General features: G+C 65.9%; 23 protein-coding genes and 1 pseudogene. 9 read left to right on the top strand and 15 right to left on the bottom strand.

Features of this window, described 5'->3' with window-relative positions; all coding sequences use genetic code 11:
* Positions 1 to 3: 3 nt before the first annotated feature.
* Genes Q1J95_RS04160 through Q1J95_RS04150 form a run of 3 tightly spaced genes read right to left on the bottom strand, consistent with a single transcriptional unit; the run spans position 4 to position 4650 of the window.
* Positions 4 to 1155 carry an acyl-CoA dehydrogenase family protein gene (locus Q1J95_RS04160; protein ID WP_300266017.1) on the bottom strand — a complete coding sequence of 384 codons (1152 nt, stop codon included), beginning with the start codon at positions 1153 to 1155 and terminating at the stop codon, positions 4 to 6.
* Positions 1152 to 3089, bottom strand: coding sequence for a biotin carboxylase N-terminal domain-containing protein (locus tag Q1J95_RS04155; protein ID WP_300266016.1), 1938 nt, complete (start codon positions 3087 to 3089; stop codon positions 1152 to 1154). Before Q1J95_RS04155 ends, Q1J95_RS04160 begins: the two co-directional genes overlap by 4 nt.
* A gap of 7 nt (positions 3090 to 3096) precedes the next feature.
* The gene (locus tag Q1J95_RS04150; RefSeq protein ID WP_300266015.1) at positions 3097 to 4650 is read right to left on the bottom strand and encodes a carboxyl transferase domain-containing protein; all 1554 of its coding nucleotides are present in this window, start codon (positions 4648 to 4650) and stop codon (positions 3097 to 3099) included.
* A 97-nt stretch (positions 4651 to 4747) separates the two neighbouring features.
* Here Q1J95_RS04150 and Q1J95_RS04145 point away from each other — a divergent pair, with 97 nt between their 5' ends.
* On the top strand, positions 4748 to 5341 hold the full coding sequence (locus Q1J95_RS04145) for a TetR/AcrR family transcriptional regulator (protein ID WP_300266013.1): 594 nt from the start codon (positions 4748 to 4750) through the stop codon (positions 5339 to 5341).
* A gap of 11 nt (positions 5342 to 5352) precedes the next feature.
* Here the strand turns inward: Q1J95_RS04145 and Q1J95_RS04140 are convergent, their stop codons facing one another.
* Genes Q1J95_RS04140 through pdhA form a run of 3 tightly spaced genes read right to left on the bottom strand, consistent with a single transcriptional unit; the run spans position 5353 to position 8833 of the window.
* Entirely contained in the window at positions 5353 to 6711 is a 1359-nt protein-coding gene (locus Q1J95_RS04140; RefSeq protein ID WP_300266012.1) for a dihydrolipoamide acetyltransferase family protein, read from the bottom strand.
* Positions 6708 to 7718: an alpha-ketoacid dehydrogenase subunit beta gene (locus tag Q1J95_RS04135; RefSeq protein ID WP_300266011.1), complete on the bottom strand. Its 1011-nt coding sequence runs from the start codon at positions 7716 to 7718 to the stop codon at positions 6708 to 6710. Before Q1J95_RS04135 ends, Q1J95_RS04140 begins: the two co-directional genes overlap by 4 nt.
* A gap of 2 nt (positions 7719 to 7720) precedes the next feature.
* Positions 7721 to 8833 carry a pyruvate dehydrogenase (acetyl-transferring) E1 component subunit alpha gene (pdhA, locus tag Q1J95_RS04130; protein WP_300266010.1) on the bottom strand — a complete coding sequence of 371 codons (1113 nt, stop codon included), beginning with the start codon at positions 8831 to 8833 and terminating at the stop codon, positions 7721 to 7723.
* 169 nt (positions 8834 to 9002) lie between these two features.
* On the opposite strand from pdhA, the gene Q1J95_RS04125 reads away from it, so the two are divergent.
* On the top strand, positions 9003 to 9476 hold the full coding sequence (locus Q1J95_RS04125; RefSeq protein ID WP_300266009.1) for an Lrp/AsnC family transcriptional regulator: 474 nt from the start codon (positions 9003 to 9005) through the stop codon (positions 9474 to 9476).
* Here Q1J95_RS04125 and Q1J95_RS04120 read toward each other — a convergent pair.
* Positions 9448 to 10347, bottom strand: coding sequence for an alpha/beta hydrolase (locus tag Q1J95_RS04120; RefSeq protein WP_300266007.1), 900 nt, complete (start codon positions 10345 to 10347; stop codon positions 9448 to 9450). The genes Q1J95_RS04125 and Q1J95_RS04120 overlap by 29 nt on opposite strands.
* A gap of 60 nt (positions 10348 to 10407) precedes the next feature.
* Here Q1J95_RS04120 and Q1J95_RS04115 point away from each other — a divergent pair, with 60 nt between their 5' ends.
* Positions 10408 to 11127 carry an exonuclease domain-containing protein gene (locus Q1J95_RS04115; protein WP_300266005.1) on the top strand — a complete coding sequence of 240 codons (720 nt, stop codon included), beginning with the start codon at positions 10408 to 10410 and terminating at the stop codon, positions 11125 to 11127.
* Between the two features lie 72 nt (positions 11128 to 11199).
* On the opposite strand, the gene Q1J95_RS04110 is transcribed toward Q1J95_RS04115, so the two are convergent.
* The 3 genes from Q1J95_RS04110 to glgA all read right to left on the bottom strand — a co-directional run bounded on the left by Q1J95_RS04110 (position 11200) and on the right by glgA (position 13528).
* Positions 11200 to 11454: a type B 50S ribosomal protein L31 gene (locus tag Q1J95_RS04110; RefSeq protein ID WP_300266003.1), complete on the bottom strand. Its 255-nt coding sequence runs from the start codon at positions 11452 to 11454 to the stop codon at positions 11200 to 11202.
* Positions 11455 to 11540: 86 nt separating this feature from the next.
* Positions 11541 to 12326, bottom strand: a complete 786-nt coding sequence (locus tag Q1J95_RS04105) for an ABC transporter ATP-binding protein (protein WP_300266002.1) — start codon at positions 12324 to 12326, stop codon at positions 11541 to 11543.
* Positions 12327 to 12343: 17 nt separating this feature from the next.
* Positions 12344 to 13528 (bottom strand): glycogen synthase, encoded by a 1185-nt coding sequence (glgA, locus tag Q1J95_RS04100; protein ID WP_300266001.1) that lies wholly within the window; start codon positions 13526 to 13528, stop codon positions 12344 to 12346.
* Between the two features lie 46 nt (positions 13529 to 13574).
* Between glgA and glgC the strand changes: the two genes are divergently transcribed.
* Positions 13575 to 14819 (top strand): glucose-1-phosphate adenylyltransferase, encoded by a 1245-nt coding sequence (glgC, locus tag Q1J95_RS04095; protein ID WP_300266000.1) that lies wholly within the window; start codon positions 13575 to 13577, stop codon positions 14817 to 14819.
* A gap of 22 nt (positions 14820 to 14841) precedes the next feature.
* Entirely contained in the window at positions 14842 to 15477 is a 636-nt protein-coding gene (gene serB, locus Q1J95_RS04090) for a phosphoserine phosphatase SerB (RefSeq protein ID WP_300265999.1), read from the top strand.
* Between the two features lie 62 nt (positions 15478 to 15539).
* Here serB and Q1J95_RS04085 read toward each other — a convergent pair whose 3' ends face one another.
* Entirely contained in the window at positions 15540 to 16250 is a 711-nt protein-coding gene (locus Q1J95_RS04085) for a beta-ketoacyl-ACP reductase (protein WP_300265997.1), read from the bottom strand.
* 115 nt (positions 16251 to 16365) lie between these two features.
* Between Q1J95_RS04085 and Q1J95_RS04080 the strand changes: the two genes are divergently transcribed.
* From Q1J95_RS04080 to Q1J95_RS04070, 3 genes are read left to right on the top strand one after another with little or no spacing between them, the layout of a single operon-like run.
* Positions 16366 to 16722: a DUF3099 domain-containing protein gene (locus Q1J95_RS04080; protein ID WP_300265996.1), complete on the top strand. Its 357-nt coding sequence runs from the start codon at positions 16366 to 16368 to the stop codon at positions 16720 to 16722.
* Positions 16722 to 16916: a hypothetical protein gene (locus Q1J95_RS04075; protein ID WP_300266029.1), complete on the top strand. Its 195-nt coding sequence runs from the start codon at positions 16722 to 16724 to the stop codon at positions 16914 to 16916. Before Q1J95_RS04080 ends, Q1J95_RS04075 begins: the two co-directional genes overlap by 1 nt.
* The gene (locus Q1J95_RS04070) at positions 16913 to 17737 is read left to right on the top strand and encodes an SURF1 family protein (protein ID WP_300265995.1); all 825 of its coding nucleotides are present in this window, start codon (positions 16913 to 16915) and stop codon (positions 17735 to 17737) included. The genes Q1J95_RS04075 and Q1J95_RS04070 overlap by 4 nt, the downstream gene beginning before the upstream one ends.
* A gap of 12 nt (positions 17738 to 17749) precedes the next feature.
* Here Q1J95_RS04070 and trmD read toward each other — a convergent pair whose 3' ends face one another.
* The 4 genes from trmD to rpsP are packed head-to-tail and all read right to left on the bottom strand — an operon-like array spanning position 17750 to position 19715.
* Positions 17750 to 18436 carry a tRNA (guanosine(37)-N1)-methyltransferase TrmD gene (gene trmD, locus Q1J95_RS04065; protein WP_300265994.1) on the bottom strand — a complete coding sequence of 229 codons (687 nt, stop codon included), beginning with the start codon at positions 18434 to 18436 and terminating at the stop codon, positions 17750 to 17752.
* A gap of 16 nt (positions 18437 to 18452) precedes the next feature.
* Positions 18453 to 19052 (bottom strand): ribosome maturation factor RimM, encoded by a 600-nt coding sequence (gene rimM / locus Q1J95_RS04060; protein ID WP_300265993.1) that lies wholly within the window; start codon positions 19050 to 19052, stop codon positions 18453 to 18455.
* A complete protein-coding gene (locus Q1J95_RS04055; RefSeq protein WP_300265992.1) occupies positions 19036 to 19266 on the bottom strand; it encodes an RNA-binding protein in 231 nt (76 codons plus the stop codon). The genes rimM and Q1J95_RS04055 overlap by 17 nt, the downstream gene beginning before the upstream one ends.
* 5 nt (positions 19267 to 19271) lie before the next feature.
* A complete protein-coding gene (gene rpsP / locus Q1J95_RS04050) occupies positions 19272 to 19715 on the bottom strand; it encodes a 30S ribosomal protein S16 (RefSeq protein WP_300265990.1) in 444 nt (147 codons plus the stop codon).
* A 208-nt stretch (positions 19716 to 19923) separates the two neighbouring features.
* Between rpsP and Q1J95_RS04045 the strand changes: the two are divergent.
* Positions 19924 to 20136, top strand: a pseudogene (locus Q1J95_RS04045) (carboxylate--amine ligase); the annotation flags it as partial.

Below are 20136 nucleotides of genomic sequence, written 5' to 3'. Positions count from 1 at the left end.
ACGTTACCGGTCAAGTCCCAACGCGCGTGCGATGACCAGCAGCTGAACCTCGGTCGTTCCCTCACCGATCTCGAGGATCTTCGAGTCACGGTAATGGCGTGCGACGGGGAACTCGTTCATGAATCCGTTGCCGCCGAAGATCTGTGTGGCATCGCGAGCGTTGTCCATGGCCGCGTCCCCGGCCACGAGCTTGGCGATCGCCGCTTCTTCCCCGAAGGACGCACCAGCATCACGCAGGCGCGCGGCATGATGCCAGGCGAGGCGTGCGGTGTGCACCCGTGCCCGCATCCGCGCGAGCGTGAACTGGGCGTTCTGACGGGTGCTGAGGGCGCTGCCGAAGATCGTGCGGCTCTTCGCGTAGTCGACAGCGGCCTCCAAGCATCCTTCCGCAGCTCCCGTCGCCAGTGCCGCGATCGCAACACGGCCCTCGTCGAGGATGTTGAGGAAATTCTGGAAGCCGCGCCCTTCGTCGCCGAGCAGGTTCGCCGCGGGAACACGCACATTGTCGAAGGTGAGCGGATGCGTGTCGGAGGCGCGCCAGCCGACCTTGTCGTAGGCGGGCTCGACGGTGAATCCCGGCGTGCCGCCTGGAACGATGATGGTCGAGATCTGCTTGCGGCCATCGGCTTCACCGGTGACGGCGGTGACGGTGACGAAGCGTGTGATCGGAGTGCCCGAGTTGGTGATGAACTGTTTCGAGCCGTTGATCACCCAGTCGTCACCATCGCGTACGGCGGTCGTGCGCGTGGCGCCGGCGTCGCTGCCTGCCTCGGGCTCGGTGAGACCGAATCCAGCGAGTGCACGTCCGGCCAGCAGATCGGGTAGGTACTCGGCTTTCTGCTCGTCGTTGCCGAACCGGAACACCGGCATGGCGCCCAGGCTGACGCCGGCTTCGAGCGTGATCGCGATCGACTGGTCCACCCGGGCGAGTGCCTCGATCGCGATGCCCAGCGCCATGTAATCGCCGCCCTGTCCGCCGACGTCCTCCGGGAACGGGAGTCCGAACAGCCCCAGCTCCCCCATCTGCCGCACGACATCCATCGACAGCGTGTGCGTCCTGTCAGCCTCATAGGCCTGCGGCGCGACCACGGTTTCTGCGAAATCGCGCACCATCGCGCTGAGTTCCCGTTCTTCTGCGGTGAGGTCCGCGCTCATGGTGTTCCTCCATCGTTGTTGTTGCCTTCTGCATGCACGATCGCGACGACCTGGTCGCGGCGTGCCTGATCGCCGACGGCGACCAGAATGCGCACCACGCCGTCGTGCGGCGCGAGCACGGGATGCTCCATCTTCATCGCCTCGACAGACACGAGCGGCTGCCCGGCCTGCACCGTCGCCCCGTCGTCGACATGCACCGCCACGACGCTACCCGGCATGGGCGCTCGCGCCTCCGGCGTGGTTTCCGTGGCGACCGGATGCTGCGCGGCAAGACGCCGCTGCAACCGCTGCCTGCGCGAGAGCGGGCGAAGCCGCACGGTGCGGCCACGCTCAGCGACCCAAATGGCACCATCGGCGTCCGTGTCCGCGGAAAGCTCCTGCGACGCAGACACCTGCGTCGGGGCATCCGGTGTGACGAGCATCTCGTCGGTGTCAGAGAGGAAAGCGACCTCGCGCGCTGCCGGGTCGCGCATGGCCTGCCATACCGGCCCTGACCGTCGCGCAGCATCCGGTTCCACCGCACTGGCGTGCGCGCCTGTCGAGCGTTGATATTCACTCGTCGCCGCGCCGAGCATCGCTTCTGACGGCGCTGCGGCGACGACAGGCAGCAGCGTCTCGATCAGTCCCGTGTCCAGATCACCGGCGACGACGCGCTCGTTCGTGCACAGCTGTCGAAGAAACGCGATGTTGGTGTCGACGCCGAGCACCACCGTCTGCGCGAGGGCTTCGTCGAGCCGCGCCAGCGCCGTCGCCCGGTCCGGCCCATGCGCGATCACCTTCGCGATCATGGGGTCGTAGTAGCCGGTAACATCGCTCCCCGTCTCGATGGCAGCATCCACTCGAACGCCGGCGGGAGCCGTGAACGTCAGGATCGTACCCGTCGACGGCAGGAAGCCGCGCTCTGGGGACTCCGCATAGATGCGCGCTTCAACGGCGTGCCCCCGGGGCACAGGCTCGGCAGGAACAGCACCGCCGGCAGCGACCTCAAGCTGAAGCGCCACCAGGTCGAGCCCGGTGACTTCTTCTGTGACCGGATGCTCCACCTGGAGCCTGGTGTTCATCTCGATGAAGAAGAAGTCCTCCGGCGCATCGGCGTCGACGAGGAACTCCACCGTTCCGGCGCCGACGTACGCGACGCTCTCCGCCGCCCGCACGGCCGCGGCGAGCAGCTGTTTGCGCACGCCCCGGGCAAGACCGGCGGACGGAGCTTCCTCGACGACCTTCTGGTGGCGCCGTTGCAGCGTGCACTCGCGCTCGCCCAGCGCGATGACCATGCCGCTGTCATCGCCGAAAACCTGCACCTCGATGTGGCGTGGACGGCTGATCAGGCGCTCCAGCACGAGCGAGTCGTCACCGAAGGCGGCAGCGGCCACGCGACGAGCCGAAGCCAACGCCGTGCTCAAACCGCTTGCCTGTGTCACGATCTCCATGCCCTTGCCGCCACCGCCCGCGCTGGGCTTGACGAGCAGGGGGTAGTCGACCTCGACCGCGCGCGCAGCGATCTCGTCGTCGCTGAGTCCGGCCGCATCGAAACCGGGAACGACCGGAACACCGCGCGCGGCGACGTGCTCGCGCGCCGTGGCCTTATCGCCCATGATCTCGAGAGCTTCGAGTGATGGCCCCACGAACACGATCCCCGCGTCCGCACAGGCCGCGGCCAGTGCGACGCTCTCAGAGAGGAACCCATAGCCGGGATGGATCGCCTCGGCACCGCTGCGCCGCGCAGCAGCGATCACGGCTTCGACGTTCAGATACGACTGCGCCGCGGGCGCCGGGCCGATCAGCACCGCTTCATCGGCCTCACGCACGTGTGGAGCCGAGGCATCCGCTTCACTGTAGACCGCGATGCTGCGAACCCCCCGCTCACGCAAGGTGCGAATGATCCGGCGTGCGATCTCACCGCGATTGGCGACCAGAACCGATTCGAATCTCATGGGCGACTCACATCCTGAACAGGCCGAAGCGAGACTCCGGCAGTGGACTGCGTGCAACGACGTCGAGGGCGAGACCGAGCAGGTCACGCGTGCTGTCAGGGTCGACGATGCCGTCGTCCCAGAGCCGGGACGTCGCGTAGTACGGCTCGCCCTGAGTCTCGTACTGCTCGCGGATGGGCCCTTCGAACGCGGCGCGCTCGGTGGCCTCCCACGACTCGCCACGTGCTTCGAGCTGATCTTCTTTCACCGTCGCGAGAACGGATGCCGCTTGATTTCCGCCCATGACCGAGATGCGGCTCGCCGGCCAGGTCCACAGGAACCGCGGTGAATACGCCCGGCCGCACATGGAGTAGTTGCCGGCGCCGAAGGATCCGCCGATGATGACCGTGAGCTTCGGCACGCGCGTCGATGCGACAGCCGTCACCATCTTGGCGCCGTCTTTCGCGATGCCACCGGCCTCGGCGTCGGAGCCGACCATGAAGCCGGTGATGTTCTGCAGGAACAGCAGCGGGATCCCCCGCTGATCGCAGAGTTCGATGAAGTGCGCGCCCTTGAGGGCGGACTCGCTGAACAGCACCCCGTTGTTCGCGACGATCCCGATCGGGTGCCCGTGCAGCCGAGCGAAACCGGTCACAAGCGTCGTACCGTATTCGCATTTGAACTCGTGGAAGCTGTCACCATCGACCAGGCGTGAGATCACCTCGTGCACGTCATACGCGGCATTGACATCCACCGGAACGACGTCGTAGAGCGTGGACTGCTCGGCCGGCGACCGGGATTCCGCGACGTCCCACGCAGGCTCCGCCGGTGCGGGAAGCGTTGCGACGATGTCCCGCATGATCTCGAGGGCATGCTCGTCATCCTCCGCCAGGTGGTCGACCACACCAGATCGCTGGGCGTGCAGCTCGCCCCCGCCGAGCTCTTCCGCGGTGACGACCTCGCCGATGGCCGCCTTCACCAGCGGCGGGCCACCGAGAAAGATCGTGCCCTGTCCGCGCACGATCACAGTCTCATCGCTCATCGCAGGAACGTATGCCCCGCCGGCCGTGCACGAGCCGAGCACGGCGGCGAGCTGGGGAATGCGCTCTGCACTCATGCGCGCCTGGTTGAAGAAGATGCGGCCGAAATGCTCGCGGTCAGGGAAGACCTCGTCCTGCTTCGGCAGGAATGCGCCACCGGAATCGACCAGGTATACACAGGGCAGCCGGTTCTCGAGTGCGATCTCCTGAGCGCGAAGGTGCTTCTTCACCGTCATCGGGAGATAGCTGCCGCCCTTGACTGTGGCGTCGTTGCACACCACCATCACGTGTCGCCCGTGAACGAGACCGATGCCGGCGATGACACCCGCGCCCGGAGCCTCTCCCCCGTACAGACCGTCGGCCGCCAACGGAGCGACCTCGAGAAAGGGACTGCCCTGATCGAGAAGGCGGGTGATGCGCTCGCGCGGCAGGAGCTTGCCGCGCGCGACGTGCCGCTGCCGAGACGACTCGGATCCTCCCAGCGCCGCTGTCGCCAATCGGCTGCGTAGTTGGGCAGCCAGCGTCTCCTGGGTGACCGGCATGGTGACGTCCTCCTCGACTCACGCAGTGGCGTAGCTCACGACTTTTCGGTTAGTGTGCACTAACCCGACTATTTTAGGTTAGCGAGCGTTAACTGAAATGACAACCCCTCTGACCGCGCGTGATCGCGCCAAAGCCGAGCGTGCACAGGCTCTCGTGCAGGAGGCCGCTCGCCTGTTCGCCGGGCGCGGCTACTCCGGGGTGAGCCTGGAAGACATCGGCGCGGCCGTCGGCGTCTCCGGCCCCGCCGTGTATCGGCACTTCAACGGCAAGCAGGCACTGTTGGGCGCCGTCCTCGTGCGCGTGAGCGAACAGCTCGTCAGTGGTGGCACCAGCGTCGCCGAGACAGCGATGAACGATGAGGAGCGGATGCTGTCACTCATCCGCTTCCACGTCGAGTTCGCGCTCGGAAACGCCGACGTCATTCGCGTGCAGGACCGCGACCGCGCGCATCTCAGCGACGCCGACCTCACCGAGGTGCGTCGCCTCCAGCGCGCCTACATCGAGCTGTGGATCGCTGCGCTGACACCGCTGCGCGACGCATCGGCGGACGAGCTGCGCCTACGCGTGCAGGCCTGCTTCGGGCTGATCAACTCGACGCCGCACAGCACGCGCACGCAGGCGCGCTCGACCAAAGCCGCCGCCGAGATTCTCGCTGCCATGGCGTATGCAGCCCTGACAGCGAGCCCCTGAGTCGGCACGACTCAGCGCATCAGCATCGCACGGCCCGGCTCCTCAAGGATGTCAGCGACGTCCTTCACGAACCGAGCGCCCTCAGCACCGTCGACGATGCGGTGGTCGAACGAGAGGCTCAACGTCATCATCTGACGAAGCGCGATCTCACCGCGATACTCCCACGGCTGTCGCCGCACGGCGCCGACCGCGAGAATGCCCGACTGCCCCGGCGGCAGAATCGGCGTGCCGGCATCGATTCCGAACACGCCGATATTGGTGATGCTGAACGTACCGCCGGCGAGCTCGGCTGGTGATGTCTTGCCCGCGCGTGCGGTCTCGGTCAGCGCGCTGATCGCATCGGCCAGTTGCGGCAGGGCCAGCTGATCGGCGTCACGAATGTTCGGAACGATGAGCCCGCGCTCGGTCGCCGCAGCGATGCCGAGGTCGACATAGTGCGGCTGCACGATCTCGCCCGCTTCTTCATCCCAGCGCGAGTTCAGCCCCGGCGTGCGACTCAGCGCGAGGCAGGCCGCCTTGGCGACCAGCACCAGCGGACCGATACGGTGCTCCGCCAGCGAGCGATCCGCGCGCAGGTTCGCGATCAGATCCATCGTCGCGGTGACATCGACCGTGTGGAAGGTCGTGACGTGCGGCGCAGTGAAGGCGCTGTGCACCATGGCAGCCGCCGTATGCTTGCGCACGCCACGAATCGGGATGCGCGTCTCGCGCTCCCGCTCCCCCATCTGTCCGATCTCAGGGCGCGGCGCGGACGGCTTCTCGACCGTCGACGTCTCGTCAGACCCGCCCGTGCGCTCCGCATAGGCTGCGACATCGGCACGGGTGATGACCCGATCGCCCACCTCCGCCGCGACGAGGACGATGTCGACCCCCAGCCGTTTCGCATACGCGCGAACCGGCGGGGTCGAGCGTGGGCGCTCACGCCGGTCCGTCGGCGGCGGTGTCTCGGACACCGCGTCGTGCGGAGCAGCCTCGAGAACCGCCGTGTCAGCCGTCGAGGGAGAGCTGGCCGAGCGACGTGCGCGACGCGCTGGCCGCCCCGTCGACGACGGAGCCGCCCCATAACCGACGAGGTTCGGGGGCGCCTTGTCTTCTGATTCGGCGGCGGGCGGATCATCCGGCGCCTCACCACCGGCGACCTCGAACGCGATCAGCGGCGCTCCCACGGCGACGGTCGAGCCCGCTTCGGCATGAAGCGACGAAACCGTGCCGTCGAAAGGCGAGGGCAACTCGACGACGGCCTTGGCCGTCTCGACCTCGGCGAGCGTCTGATTCAACGTGACCGTATCGCCCGGGGCGACCAGCCACTGCACGACATCGGCCTCGGTGAGGCCCTCACCGAGATCAGGCAGTCGGAACTCTTCGATCATGATCCCGCTCCCGTCAGGCTGTTCGGACGATCCAGAACGCGGTCGACAGCGTCGAGGATCCGATCGAGGTCGGGCAGGTGGAACTTCTCGAGCTTCGCCGGCGGGTACGGCACATCATGACCCGTCACGCGCAATGGCGGCGACTCGAGGTACTCGAAGCACCGTTCGGCGATGCTCGCGATCACCTCCGCCGCAACCCCTGCCTCGCGCGAGGCCTCGTGCGCGACGACAACCCGCCCCGTGCGGCGCACGGAAGCTGCGACAGTGTCATAGTCGACCGGTGAGATCGACCGCAGGTCGATCACCTCCAGCGACACACCGTCGTCTTCCGCAGCAGCGGCGGCATCCATCACCGTCGACAGCATCGCCCCATAGGTGATCACTGTGGCGTCCGTCCCGGGTCTCACCACCTGTGCGACACCGAAGGGCGGAGCATCCGCCAGTGACGCGTCAAGGTCGACCTCGCCCTTGTGGTGGTACAGGCGCTTGGGCTCGAAGAAGATGACCGGGTCATCCGAGGCGATCGCCTGCTGCAGGCAGCGATACGCATCCTGCGGGTTCGACACCGCGATGACGCGCAGGCCAGCGGTGTGCACGAAATACGCCTCGGGAGATTCCGAGTGATGCTCGGCGGCGCCGATACCGCCCGCCCAGGGAATGCGGATCGTGATCGGCATCTTCACACGTCCCTGCGTGCGGTAATGCAACTTCGCGACCTGCGAGACGATCTGGTCGAAGGCGGGATAGACGAAGCCGTCGAACTGAATCTCGACCACCGGCCGATATCCGCGATAGGCGAGGCCGACGGCGGCGCCGACGATGCCCGACTCCGCCAGGGGCGTGTCGATGACGCGCGTGGCGCCGAACTCATCGAGCAACCCGTCCGTGATGCGGAAGACACCGCCGAGCTTGCCGATGTCCTCACCGAGCAGCACGACCTTCTCATCGTCGCGCATCGCCTGGTGGAGCCCGGCGTTCAGTGCCTTTCCCAGTGTGATCTGCGTCATCGTCACGCCTCCTCGAAGGTGTCGAGATAGGCCGCGTACTCGTCGCGCTGACGCTCGATACCGATATGCGGTTCGGCGTAGACGGCGTCGAAGACGGCCAGCGGCTCACGGGTCTGCATGCCCAGGCAGGCCGCACGCATCGAGCGGGCGAACGCGTCAGCATCCGTGTGCGCGGCAGCGATCTGCTCGTCATCGATCTCGCCCGCGGCGCGAAGGTGGGCTTCGAGCCGCGCGATCGGGTCGCGCGTGCGCCAGGCTTCCAGCTCGGCCGGGTCGCGATAGCGGGTCGGGTCATCGGATGTCGTGTGTGGTCCCATCCGGTAGGTCACAGCCTCGATGAAGACGGGCCCCTTGCCGGCACGCGCATGATCGAGCGCCCAGCGCATCGCAGCCATGCACGCGAGCACGTCATTGCCGTCGACGCGCACACTGGGGATGCCGAAACCGGGTGCGCGCCCGGAGATCGGATACTGCGACTGCACGGCGACGGGCTCGGAGATGGCCCAGTGGTTGTTCTGGCACACGAACACGACCGGCGCCCGGTACGACGCGGCGAACACCATCGCCTCGTTGACATCGCCCTGGCTCGTGGCACCATCGCCGAAATAGGTGACAGCGACTTCCGGGGCCTTCTCGTGCTTGATGCCCATGGCGTACCCGACGGCATGAAGCGTCTGGGCGCCGATAATGATCTGCAGCGGTGCCACGCGCAGAGCCTGCGGGTCGAAGGGAGCACCTTCCTCACCCCGCCACACGCGGACGAAATCGCCCGGTTCAGCGCCGCGCGTGTAGATCACGCCTGTCTCGCGGTAGCTCGGGAAGATGAAGTCGATCGGATCAATCGCACGAGCCGTGCCGATCTGCGCCGCTTCCTGGCCGTTGCACGGCGCCCACAACCCCAGCTGTCCCTGGCGTTGCAGAGCGACGCCCTCGGCGTCGAGGCGGCGGAGGACGACCATATCGTGGTGCAGGGAGCGCAGCTGGGCGGCGTCGACGTCGGCGACGAACGGGTCAAGGTCAGGATGCTTCTGTCGTGTGCCATCCGGCGCGATCAGTCGCTCGACGAGCTCAAGATCCTGCGGGGTATCCACGATCGGGCTGGTTTGCGGTGACATCATCGTCCTCCTGTCGTCGGCGTCCCTTGTGGGGAATTGCGCGGCTCCATCCGATATCGTCATCGGATACCTTGAGGCTACGTCTGTTGATCAGCACGCTCAAGCATTTCAAAACTCATTGAGCATGTTGCCCAACCCTGGGTGGCACCACCTGCTAATGTTTGGCACTATGTCACCTCTTGATCGCGTCGATCTCGAACTGCTCGCCATCCTCGCCGAAGATCCGCGCATCACGATCGTCGCCCTCGCCGAACGACTCGGCCTGTCGCGCAATACGATTCAGGCCCGCATGGCCCGACTCGAGCAGACCGGGGTCTTCCTGTCGTACGAGCGCTCGTTCTCACCCGAGGTGCTGGGTTTTCCGCTACAGGCCTTTGTGAGCATTGGCCTGCGGCAGGTCGATCTTCCGCGCATCGTCAATGAGCTCTCCCGCATCCCCGAGGTCGTGCAAGCGCACGGGCTTAGCGGTTCCATCGACATCCTGGCCCGCGTCGCCTGCCGCGACGCACGTCACCTCTTCGACACGGATGCTCGCATCCTCGCGATCGAGGGCGTGGAGCGCACAGAGACATCACTGGCGATGGGCGAGATCATCCCGTTCCGCGTCGCCGGTCTTATCGGCCTCGCTCGACGGGAACCGTGAGGAAGCGGCGAATCGCTCCGGCAGCCTCCGCCGGAGTCTCGTAGTGGATCAGGTGCCCGACCTCAGCGATCTCGGTCAGTTCAGCCTCGGCGAACATCGTCGCAAGCTCACGCTCAGCCTCGATCGGGGTGATGTCGTCTTGCTGCGCGGCGATGAGCAGCGTGGGCACCTCGATCGTCGCGGCGAACTCGCGCACGTCGTGTGAGACGCTGGCGATGAACGCATCGCGCAGCACATCACGATCGGCGAAGTCAGAGAAGTACGTGTCGTGCTGGTCGTGGATGAACCGGCGCAGTGCCGGATCTTTCGTCTTCGCCATGGTGATGCTCATCACGCGCACGATCAGCCTGTTGCGCAGCAGCGCCGTGCCGAGTTTCTCGGGCAGTCGCGCACCGAGTGAGTAGTACAGCACGGCCAGGCGCGTCATCACACCCTTCGGGCCCTCGAGGGCCGGGGCCCCGATCGGATTGATGAGAATCAGTCGCGGCGTACTCAGCCCGCCAGCGACGGCAGCGGATGCGACGATCGACCCGAACGAGTGGCCGAGGATCACGGCCCCTGGCGCGGTCGCGGCGGCGAAATCGCGCAGCCATCCCGCGTATTCGTCGAGATCGTGCGTCCGCTCCGGCAACGGCTCGCTCTCGCCGAAACCAGGCAGATCCGGCGCGATGACGCGCACTTCGGGAAGAAAGGCGAGCACGGGCTCCAGCCCATGGTGCTCGCCGCGGAAGCCGTGAACGGCGATGATCGTCGTCGATGCCTCCGGCGGGCCATACACCCAGTACGCCGTCGTACTCCCGCGAATCTCGATCTCACGTCGCCCGACGGGAAGCCGGCTCAGCCGCTCGGCATAGGGCGAAGGAACAGGCATGCGCCCAGTCTACGGGCGAGTCTCGCCGTCGATGTCCGTGGCTCGTCCTACCGTTGGGCCATGACCATTGACCTGGAACTGCCCGACTGGCTGAGCCGCATCGGCGTCTTCGATCTCGAGACGACCGGTGTCGACGTCACGTCCGACCGCATCGTCACAGCCCACGTGGGCGTTCTCGATGCGAAGGGGCGACAGATCGCGGCTCGTTCCTGGGTCGCCGACCCGGGCATTTCCATTCCGGATGCCGCGGCCGCCGTCCACGGCATCACAACCGAGCACGCACGCAGCAACGGTCGAGCCGCCCGCGAGGTGGTCGCCGAGGTGACCGATTCCCTTCGCGCGTTGTTGGCACAGGGCATGCCGGTCGTCGCCTACAACGCGTCGTACGACTTCTCACTCCTGACGCACGAGTGTCTGCGTCACGGCATCCGGCCGCTCGAATCTCCCGGGCCGATCATTGATCCGCTCGTCATCGACAAAGCCGTCGACCGCTACCGCAAGGGCAAGCGCACGCTCGAAGTCGTCGCCTCGCACTACCAGGTTCCCCTCGACGGTGCGCATGAAGCCGCAGCCGACGCCATCGCTGCCGGGCGCGTCGCGCTGGCCATCGCACGAAACTATCCGCTCGCGGCGACAGCCGATGAGCTGCACACGCAGCAGATCAGCTGGGCACGTGCACAGGCTGAGAGCCTGACTGAGTACTTCATTCGCATCGGCCGACTCGACGCGGAAGAGTCGCTCGACGGCGCGTGGCCTGTGCGTGACGCCACCGCGCGCTGAGCGCTGACGAAGCGACGCCGAAACGACGAAAGGCCCCGCATGTTGCGGGGCCTTTCGTCGTGCGGAAGCTGCTTACTTGCTGCCGCCGAAACCCTTGAAGCGCTGGTTGAACTTCTCGACGCGACCGGCCGAGTCCATGATGCGCTGCTTGCCCGTGTAGAACGGGTGCGATGCCGAGGAGATCTCGACGTCGATAACCGGGTACTCGACGCCGTCGAGCTCCATCGTCTTGTCGCTCGTGACAGTCGAGCGCGTGAGGAACGTCTCGCCCGAGCCGAGGTCGCGGAACACGACCGCCTTGTAGTCGGGGTGAATGTCAGTCTTCATGCGGAATCCTTGGCTTGCGGGGTATGTACGAAAAAGAAGTCAGCGGGCGCAGATGCACCAAGGGTCAACTCTATCAGATCTTGCGCTCACGACGCGGCACGCGCCGCATAACGACCATCCTCGACCGTGAGCGTGATCGGCATCCCGAACGCCTCGCTCAGCGTTTCAGCCGTCAGCGTCTCAGCGATGGGGCCCGCGGCTGTGATCGCACCGTCTCGAAGAAGAAGCACGTGTGTGAAGCCGACTGGGATCTCTTCGACATGGTGCGTGACCATCACCATGGCCGGCGTCGTCGGCGAAGAGGCGTAGCCGCTCAGAAGCGCCAGCAGCTCTTCACGGGCACCGAGATCAAGCGATGCGGTCGGCTCGTCGAGCAGCAGCAGCTCAGGATCGGTCATGACGGCACGGGCGATCTGCACGCGCTTCTGCTCACCGTCGCTGAGCGTGCCGAACGTGCGATCGGCGAGGTCATCGAGCTTCCACTCCCCCAGCACACGCAGCGCGCGACGCTCGTCGATGTTCTCGTACTGCTCGTTCCAGCGCCCGGTGACTGAGTACGCGGCCGTGAGCACGACGTTGAGCACCGTCTCCTCACGCGGAATGCGTTTCGCCATCGCCGAGGAGGCGAACCCGATGCGCGGACGCAGATCGAAGACATCTGTGCGACCGAGCGTCTCGTCGAGGATCGTGACGACGCCCGCGGTCGGGTGCATGAGAGTGTCAGCCAGCTGCAGCAGCGTCGTCTTACCCGCGCCATTGGGCCCGAGCACCACCCAACGTTGGTCGTGTGCGACCTGCCAGGTCACATGATCGACAATATTGCGCCCGTCACGGCGCACGACGACATCAGCGAAATCAAGAGCGCTCGGCATGCATCCAGCCTATCGGCTCAAGCGGTCAGCTCTGCGTAGAGCGCGCGCGTGGTTTCCGCAATCGCCGCCCAGCTGAACTCGCGCGCTGCGCGCTCGCGCCCCGCCACACCGTACGCGGACGCCCGTTCGGGGTCAGAGACCACCTCGGTGAGCGTGCGGGCGAGGTCGGCGACATAGCGATCGGGGTCTACGGGTGTACCCGTGCCGTCTTGCACCTGCTCGATCGGCACCAGTCGGCCGGTGACACCGTCGTCGACGACCTCTGGAATCCCGCCGGTGGCCGTGCCGACCACAGCGGCACCGCAGGCCATGGCTTCCAGGTTCACGATGCCGAGCGGCTCGTACACCGAAGGACATACGAATGTGGTCGCCGCGGTGAGGATCGCGGCGAGCTCGTCGCGAGGAAGCATCCGCTCGATCCAGATGACGCCGTCGCGGGTCTGCTGCAGGTGACGCACGCCCGACTGAACCTCTGCCATGATCTCTGCCGTGTCGGGGGCACCGGCACACAGCACGAGCTGCACCTCGGGCGGCAGCTCAGCCGCAGCGCGCAGCAGATACGGCAGGCCCTTCTGACGGGTGATGCGCCCGACGAACACGACGGAGGGGCGCGAGGCGTCCATCCCGATGCTCTCGAGGAAGTCGGGATCGTGTGCCGGGCGCCAGCGCTCGACATCGATGCCGTTGTGGATCACTCTCACGCGCGCCGGATCGACCTGCGGATAGCTGCGCAGAATGTCGTCGCGCATACCGGCCGAGACGGCGATGATCGCATCGGCGTTCTCATAGGCGAGCTTCTCGACACCGCTGGAGACGGCGTACCCACCGCCGAGCTGCTCGGCCTTCCACGGACGCAGCGGCTCCAGGCTGTGTGCGCTGAGCACGTGTGGAATACCGTGCAGCTGCGCGGCGATATGCCCGGCGAAGTTCGCATACCAGGTGTGACTGTGCACGAGGTCGGCTCCGGAGATATCGGTCACCATCGCCAGGTCAGTACCCAGGGTCTGTATGGCCGCGTTCGCGTCGGTGAGTTCGGCCGGTGTCGGGTAGGAAAAAGTGCCCGCCTCAGCGCGGTCGGCGCCGAACGCACGCACCTGCACATCGATCGTGCGGCGCAGTGCCGTAACGAGTTCTGCCACGTGCACACCCGCACCGCCATAGATCTCCGGCGGGTATTCCTTGGTGATCATGTCGACTCGCATAAGTGAACGCTAGTACAGCGGTGCTTCCGGGTTCTATGGTGGAGCCATGGCGGCCCCAAAGAAGATATTCGGCATCATCCTCGCCGGCGGCGAGGGCAAGCGTCTCATGCCCCTGACGGCCGATCGCGCGAAACCCGCGGTGCCGTTCGGCGGGCAGTATCGGCTGATCGATTTCGCGGTGTCGAATCTGATCAACTCCGGTCTTCGACAGGTCGTGGTGCTCACCCAGTACAAATCGCACAGCCTCGATCGCCATATCTCACAGACCTGGCGCATGTCAGCGCTGCTCGACTCCTACGTCACGTCGGTACCGGCGCAGCAGCGCCTCGGAAAGCGCTGGTTCTCCGGATCGGCGGATGCCATTCTGCAGAGCCTGAACCTGGTGAACGACGAGAAGCCCGACATCGTCGTCGTGATCGGTGCCGACCACGTGTATCGCATGGACTTCCAGCAGATGCTCGACGCGCATATGGCCTCGGGCGCGAAGGTCACGGTCGCGGGCATCCGCCAGCCGATCGCGATGGCGAACCAGTTCGGCGTGATCGATGCGGACCCGGACGGGTCGGGGCGGATTCGGGCGTTTCTCGAGAAGCCGTCGGATGCCGAGGGCCTCGCCGATTCACCGCATGAGGTGCTCGCGTCCATGGGGAACTACATCTTCGACGCCGACGCGCTGATCGAAGCAGTTGAGGCCGACGGTGAACTGCCGACGTCGAGCCACGACATGGGCGGCGACATCATCCCGTACTTCGTGGAGCGCGGCGAAGCCGGCTACTACGACATGAAAGACAACGACGTCCCGGGATCCTCTCCGCGCGATCGTGCCTACTGGCGCGACGTCGGAACCATCGACTCCTTCTTCGACGCGCACATGGATCTCATCTCGACTCTGCCGGTGTTCAACCTGTATAACACCGAGTGGCCGATCCGCACCCAGAGCGTGAACGCTCCCCCGGCGAAGTTCGTCCGCGATGCGGTGGGTCGCATCGGCAACGCGATCGACTCGATCGTGTCGCTGGGATCGGTGCTTTCGGGCACCCATCTCGAGCGCAGCGTCGTCGGCCCCGGCACACTCGCCGCGGGCGGTTCGACCATCACCGACTCCGTGCTGTTCGATCACGTACGCGTCGGACAGGGCGCCCGCGTTCACCGCGCTGTGCTGGATAAGAATGTCGTGCTGCTCGACGGCGCGACGGTCGGCGTCGACCGGGAACGCGATATCGCTCGAGGATTCACCGTGACCGAGTCCGGGATCACCGTGGTCGGCAAGGGCGTGCACGTCGACCGCTAAGCGACACGCTACGCTCGTGCAGGTGACCACAGCGCGCTTCCTCGTCGTTCTCGACGCCGATTCCACTCTGATCCAGAACGAAGTCATCGAGCTGCTCGCCGACGAGGCGGGGCGACGTGCCGAGGTTCAGGCAGTTACCGAGGCCGCCATGCGCGGAGAAGTCGACTTCGCCACGAGCCTGCGCTCACGAGTCGAGGCTCTCGCCGGCGTCTCCGTTGATGCCTTCGAGCGGGTTCGCGGCCGAGTCGAGCCGACCCCGGGTGTTCGCGCACTGACAGACGCCGTGCACGAACGCGGCGGCGTCGTCGGCGTCGTCTCCGGCGGTTTCCACGAGATTCTCGATCATGTCGCCCCAGGCCTGGGCGTCGACCGCTGGCGCGCGAATCGACTCACCGTCGCCGACGGTGTCCTCACCGGACAGGTGCAGGGCGAGATCGTGGATGCCGGGGCAAAAGCCCGCTCGTTGGCGGAGTGGGCCACCGAACTCGACGTGCCGCTGCGCGCGACCCTCGCGATCGGTGACGGCGCAAATGACCTGCAGATGATGGCGGTCGCCGGATTAGGTCTCGCCTTCAATGCCAAGCCAGCTGTGCGAGAGGCCGCGAGTCTCGTCATCGGACCGCACGATCTGAGCGACGTCATCCCGCTGCTGCCCTGATCGGGGCTGGTCGCCAGCCGCAGCTCTCGCAGCCTCAGCGGGTCGGCGAGGTGACTACTGCGTCAGTGCCCCATGCCGAGACCGCCGTCGACAGGAATCACAGCGCCCGAGATGTATCCGGCGTCGTCACCGGCGAGCCAGGTGACAACCCCCGCGACCTCGTCTGGCGTCGCGAACCGCCCGGCCGGAATGTTCGCCTTGTACTGTTTTTGGGTCTCTTCCGCAAGCTCCGAGGTCATATCGGTCTCGATGAAGCCTGGCGCAACCACGTTGGCGGTGATCCCGCGTCCACCGAGCTCGCGCGTCAGAGAACGAGCGAACCCGACCAGAGCACTCTTGGACGCCGCGTAGTTCACCTGTCCGGCAGAGCCGTAGAGGCCGACGACGCTGGAGATGAGAATCACGCGCCCGAAGCGGGAGCGCAGCATGCCCTTCGACGAGCGCTTGACCACACGGAAGGCTCCCCCGAGGTTCGTCGCGACGACACTGTCGAAGTCATCCTCGCTCATGCGCATCAACAGGGTGTCTTTCGTGATGCCGGCGTTGGCGACCACGACCTCGACCGTGCCGAGCTTCTCTTCGACCTCGGTGAACGCGGCATCGACCGAAGCGGCATCCGTGACGTCCGCACGAACGGTCAGCGTACCCTCAGGGCCCTCGCCGCTGCGCGCGGTGACCGCGACACGGTAGCCGTCACGCACGAAGCGCTCAGCGATGGCGCGACCGATGCCACGGTTGCCTCCGGTGACCAAAACGACGCGGTCTGAACTCATGATTCTCACTCTCGATGCTGCGCGGTCAGTGCCCGAGCCATCCTATCGGCCATCCCCCGCGCGCACCCGGCATCCGGCCGCCACTGCGCCGCGCGCGGCGTAGGCTGGAAGCACTGTGAAACACACCCGTCATGCACCCGCCGTGACCTCCCTGCCGCAGGCTCCGCAGGATGAGGCGACCGCCCGCGTGCGCCGCTACTGGATCACGATGGGCATCCGCATGGCGTGCTTCGCATTGACCGTGCTGATCACCCCCTACGGCTGGTACACCTGGGTCTTCGCCGCCGGCGCGGCGATCCTCCCCTATATCGCGGTCGTCTTCGCCAATGCGGTCAGCCCCACAGCGACCGCCGGTGCAGAATCGCCTACCCAGCAACTCACCGCACCCGAGACCTCGGACGATGCCCCGGTCGACTCCCCCGAGCCGATGATCATCCTGACCCAGGAGCGGCCAAAGGACTCCGACGCGTGATCGCCGAGGACAAGTGTTCCCGCGCCGGTTGCCGAAGCACCGCGACGCAGCAGGTGGTGTGGCGAAACCCGCGCATCCACACAGCCGATCGTGAGAAGATCTGGCTCGCCTGCGATGAGCACGTCGACTTTCTGCATGACTACCTCGCCGCGCGGGACTTTCCCGTGACGGTGCGCGAAGGGCTGCCTGAATGAACAACCGTCTCGTGCGCTGGGGCGTGTATATCGTGATCGCAGCAGCATTCGCCGTCGCCTGTGCGTTTCTGGCGAACTGGCAGTTCGACAGAAACGAACACCGATCCGAGCAGCTGGCCCTCATCGAGCAGAATTACGACGCGGACGCCGTGCCACTCGATGACGCGATCGCCGCCGATGGCGCCTTCGCGGCTGACGCCGAGTGGAAGCCCGTGACGCTGCGCGGTGAATACCTCGCGGACGATCAGATGCTGGTTCGAAATCGACCGCATGGCGGAACGAGCGCCTTCGAGGTGCTGGTCCCATTCCGCGATGTCGACGGCCGCACTCTCATCGTCGACCGCGGTTGGGTGCCACCGGGAGAAGGGGCCGAACCCGAAGCGGTTCCCGCACCGCCCGGCGGCACCGTCGATGTAGTCGTGCGTCTGCGCCCCGGCGAGGCGCTGCCCACCTCCGGTCGCAGCGCGCCCGAGGGGCAGCTGCCGACGATCCACCTTCCCAGCATGGCAGCCGAGACAAACGGTGAGGTCATCACGAGCGCCTACGGAATGCTCGTGTCAGAGGACCCAACAGCCGAGACAGCGCTCGGCGGGTTCGAATCTCCCACGGAGGATCCCGGCCCGCACCTGTCGTATGCGATCCAGTGGATCCTGTTCGCCATCATGGGCTTCATCTTCATCGGCTACATCATCCGAACCGAGATCCAGAAACATCGCGAAGAAGCAGCAGGAAAGCCTCGGCCCGCCACGCGTACGCGCCGTCGCGATCACGACGCCGACGCTGAAGACGAGCTGCTCAACGACGCCGAGGCGCGGGTCTGAGCCAGTCGGCGGTCAGTCGCCCAGAAGATCGGGTCGGCGCGTTCTCGTGCGCTCGAGCTGCTGCTCGCGCCGCCAGGTCGCGATGGCACCATGGTTTCCGCTCAGCAGCACCTCCGGCACATCCCGGGAGCGCCACTGGGCGGGCTTGGTGTACGACGGATACTCCAACAGGCCATCCTCGTGCGATTCTTCGACGAGGCTCTCAGGGTTTCCGACGACACCGGGAATGAGCCGGCCGACGGCCTCGATCATAGCCATCGCCGCCACCTCGCCACCGTTGAGGACGTAGTCACCCAGGCTCACGAGGTGCACATCACCGAGGGAGACGGCGTATTCGAATACACGCTCGTCGATGCCTTCATAGCGACCACATCCGATGATCAGATGCTCCTGTTCGGCGAGCTCGCGCGCGCGCGACTGCCGGAACACCTCACCCGCAGGCGACGGAAAGATGATGGTCGAAGCGTCAGAATGCGCGCTCAACTCGTCCAATGCCAGCGCCCAGGGCTCGGGTTTCATCACCATGCCCGCCCCGCCGCCATAGGGGGTGTCGTCGACGGTGCGGTGTCGATCGCTCGTCCAGTCACGCAGATCATGCACGTGCAGATCGAGGATGCCGCTCTCCCGCGCCTTGCCGAGAAGCGACAGGCTCAATCCGTCGAAGTAGGACGGGAAGATCGAGACGACGTCTATACGCATGGGCTGATCGTAGCGATCACTCACGGCTTTCAGCGTCAGGAAGCTCTTCGAAGAGCCCAGCAGGCGGTGTCACGATGACCCGACCGCCGGCGATGTCGACCGACGGGACGATCGCTTCGACAAAGGGAACCATGACGTCCTGTCCCGCTCCTGAACCGGCGCCGGTGTTGACGATGAGCAGGTCTTGCGCCGGCATGTGCTCGACGCGCACGACCGTGCCGATGACGGCGTCATCACGGACGACGTCGAGGCCCACGAGTTGATGGTCGTACCAGGCGTTCTCTTCCGCTTCGTCGGAATCCTCATCGATCCAGAGGATAGCGCGCACCAGGCCCTCGGCACCGTCTCGATCGTTGATGTCTTCGAAGAAGACAACCGAGTTGCCGTTCATGACCTTGTACTCACGCACGCTGATCGTCTTGCCGTGCCACGGAGATGCCTCCGGCACCTGCAGCGTGAAGACGGCGCCCGGAACAAATCGCCGCTCGGGGTTGTCTGTGTAGAGTTCGAGCTTCAGAGCGCCCTTGAGCCCGTGCGCCTTGACGAGACGGCCGACGCGCAGTTGGTTCTTGCCCTGATTTCGGTCTTGCGACGCCACGTCAGTCGTCCGCGACATCAACGCGAACGCGCCGCCCATCAGCCAATGCGGTGATGAGCGTGCGCAGCGCTTTTGCTGTGCGGCCGCCGCGCCCGATCACGCGCCCCCTGTCGTCGGCGTGCACATGCACCTCGAGCAGGTCGCCTCTCGGCGAGGTGGAAGCGTGGATCTGAACATCGTCCGGGTGATCGACGATCCCCTTGACGATGTGTTCGAGCGCGGCGGCGAGCACGGCGATTATTCGGCGGCGGCGGCGGGAGCCTCAGCGGCCTCCGCGTCGGCGGCGGGTGCTTCAGCGGTCTCCGCAGCAGGCTCGGCTGCGTCCTTCTTCTCCGCCTTCGGCTTGACGACCGACTTCTTCGCGGTGTCAGCCTCGAAGGCCGCCTTCGGCTCAGCGACCTGAACCGTCGACTTCGCGTCCTTGTCACCCTTGAACTTGCCCCAGTCGCCCGTGAGCTTGAGCAGCGCGGTGACCTGCTCCGACGGCTGCGCGCCAACGGAGAGCCAGTACTGAGCGCGGTCCGAATCGACCTCGATGAACGAGGGCTGCTCGGTGGGGTGGTACTTACCGATCTCCTCGATCACACGGCCGTCGCGCTTGGTGCGCGAGTCAGCGACGACGATACGGTAGTAAGGCGCACGAATCTTGCCCAAGCGCTTGAGACGAATCTTTACAGCCACGATTCTCCTGAGTGGTGTGGAAAGTAATGAACTGATCGCCTGGAGCGTGGGGTGCACACCCGGCGGAAGCTCTGATGGGTGGACGCGCTCTGGATAGAGGGTCGAGAACGTCGTCCGACCTTCTATTCTGCCAGATGCTCTGCCCTGGTGCGAAATGCTTGGGCTAGCGCGTCGTCAATCTGCAGGCGTCGCGTGTCAGAATGTCGTCGTGACGATCGAATTCGCCTCATCTGCTCGCTCTACGGTGGGTCTGGAATGGGAGATCATGCTGGCCGATCCCGCGACGGGCGATCTCGTCGGACGGGCACCGGACCTGCTCGCCGCCCTCGAAGAGGAGAGTCAGGATGAGCGCCACACGGTCACGGGTGAACTGCTGACCAACACCATCGAGGTCACCAGCGGCATCGGCGAGACCGTTGCG

The organism is Microbacterium sp. (assembly GCF_029263575.1).
Classification (GTDB): domain Bacteria; phylum Actinomycetota; class Actinomycetes; order Actinomycetales; family Microbacteriaceae; genus Microbacterium.
The sequence above is the reverse complement of the archived record's forward strand: the minus strand, read 5'-3'. Positions and strand labels throughout refer to the sequence as shown.

What these genes read in the sequence shown, in the direction of transcription:
- Q1J95_RS04110 (WP_300266003.1), bottom strand. Translation starts at nt 11,454, where the DNA reads ATGAAGACTGACATTCACCCCGACTACAAGGCGGTCGTGTTCCGCGAC.
- glgA (WP_300266001.1), bottom strand. Translation starts at nt 13,528, where the DNA reads ATGCGAGTCGACATGATCACCAAGGAATACCCGCCGGAGATCTATGGC.
- trmD (WP_300265994.1), bottom strand. Translation starts at nt 18,436, where the DNA reads ATGCGTATAGACGTCGTCTCGATCTTCCCGTCCTACTTCGACGGATTG.
- Q1J95_RS04085 (WP_300265997.1), bottom strand. Translation starts at nt 16,250, where the DNA reads ATGAGTTCAGACCGCGTCGTTTTGGTCACCGGAGGCAACCGTGGCATC.
- glgC (WP_300266000.1), top strand. Translation starts at nt 13,575, where the DNA reads ATGGCGGCCCCAAAGAAGATATTCGGCATCATCCTCGCCGGCGGCGAG.
- rimM (WP_300265993.1), bottom strand. Translation starts at nt 19,052, where the DNA reads ATGTCGCGGACGACTGACGTGGCGTCGCAAGACCGAAATCAGGGCAAG.
- Q1J95_RS04160 (WP_300266017.1), bottom strand. Translation starts at nt 1,155, where the DNA reads ATGAGCGCGGACCTCACCGCAGAAGAACGGGAACTCAGCGCGATGGTG.
- Q1J95_RS04115 (WP_300266005.1), top strand. Translation starts at nt 10,408, where the DNA reads ATGACCATTGACCTGGAACTGCCCGACTGGCTGAGCCGCATCGGCGTC.
- Q1J95_RS04105 (WP_300266002.1), bottom strand. Translation starts at nt 12,326, where the DNA reads ATGCCGAGCGCTCTTGATTTCGCTGATGTCGTCGTGCGCCGTGACGGG.
- Q1J95_RS04155 (WP_300266016.1), bottom strand. Translation starts at nt 3,089, where the DNA reads ATGAGATTCGAATCGGTTCTGGTCGCCAATCGCGGTGAGATCGCACGC.
- Q1J95_RS04120 (WP_300266007.1), bottom strand. Translation starts at nt 10,347, where the DNA reads ATGCCTGTTCCTTCGCCCTATGCCGAGCGGCTGAGCCGGCTTCCCGTC.
- Q1J95_RS04070 (WP_300265995.1), top strand. Translation starts at nt 16,913, where the DNA reads ATGAACAACCGTCTCGTGCGCTGGGGCGTGTATATCGTGATCGCAGCA.
- Q1J95_RS04150 (WP_300266015.1), bottom strand. Translation starts at nt 4,650, where the DNA reads ATGCCGGTCACCCAGGAGACGCTGGCTGCCCAACTACGCAGCCGATTG.
- Q1J95_RS04125 (WP_300266009.1), top strand. Translation starts at nt 9,003, where the DNA reads ATGTCACCTCTTGATCGCGTCGATCTCGAACTGCTCGCCATCCTCGCC.
- Q1J95_RS04140 (WP_300266012.1), bottom strand. Translation starts at nt 6,711, where the DNA reads ATGATCGAAGAGTTCCGACTGCCTGATCTCGGTGAGGGCCTCACCGAG.
- Q1J95_RS04145 (WP_300266013.1), top strand. Translation starts at nt 4,748, where the DNA reads ATGACAACCCCTCTGACCGCGCGTGATCGCGCCAAAGCCGAGCGTGCA.
- pdhA (WP_300266010.1), bottom strand. Translation starts at nt 8,833, where the DNA reads ATGTCACCGCAAACCAGCCCGATCGTGGATACCCCGCAGGATCTTGAG.
- Q1J95_RS04135 (WP_300266011.1), bottom strand. Translation starts at nt 7,718, where the DNA reads ATGACGCAGATCACACTGGGAAAGGCACTGAACGCCGGGCTCCACCAG.